The sequence below is a fragment of the Photobacterium rosenbergii genome, assembly GCF_033022775.1.
GTDB classification, from domain to species: Bacteria; Pseudomonadota; Gammaproteobacteria; order Enterobacterales; family Vibrionaceae; genus Photobacterium; species Photobacterium rosenbergii_A.
Genome location: NZ_JAWJZI010000055.1, coordinates 1 through 408 on the forward strand (window position 1 = coordinate 1; position 408 = coordinate 408).

1 rRNA gene is annotated in these 408 nt (G+C 52.0%); it reads left to right on the forward strand.

The features are described from left to right. Positions 1–408: ribosomal RNA gene (locus R2X38_RS26675) — 23S ribosomal RNA — on the forward strand; the annotation flags it as partial.

Consider the following 408-nt stretch of genomic DNA (forward strand, 5'->3'; position numbering starts at 1 on the left):
ACTGGAGGACCGAACCGACTAATGTTGAAAAATTAGCGGATGACTTGTGGCTAGGGGTGAAAGGCCAATCAAACCTGGAGATAGCTGGTTCTCCCCGAAAGCTATTTAGGTAGCGCCTCGGACGAATACTACTGGGGGTAGAGCACTGTTAAGGCTAGGGGGTCATCCCGACTTACCAACCCTTTGCAAACTCCGAATACCAGTAAGTACTATCCGGGAGACACACGGCGGGTGCTAACGTCCGTCGTGGAGAGGGAAACAACCCAGACCGCCAGCTAAGGTCCCAAAGTTATAGCTAAGTGGGAAACGATGTGGGAAGGCTCAGACAGCCAGGATGTTGGCTTAGAAGCAGCCATCATTTAAAGAAAGCGTAATAGCTCACTGGTCGAGTCGGCCTGCGCGGAAGAT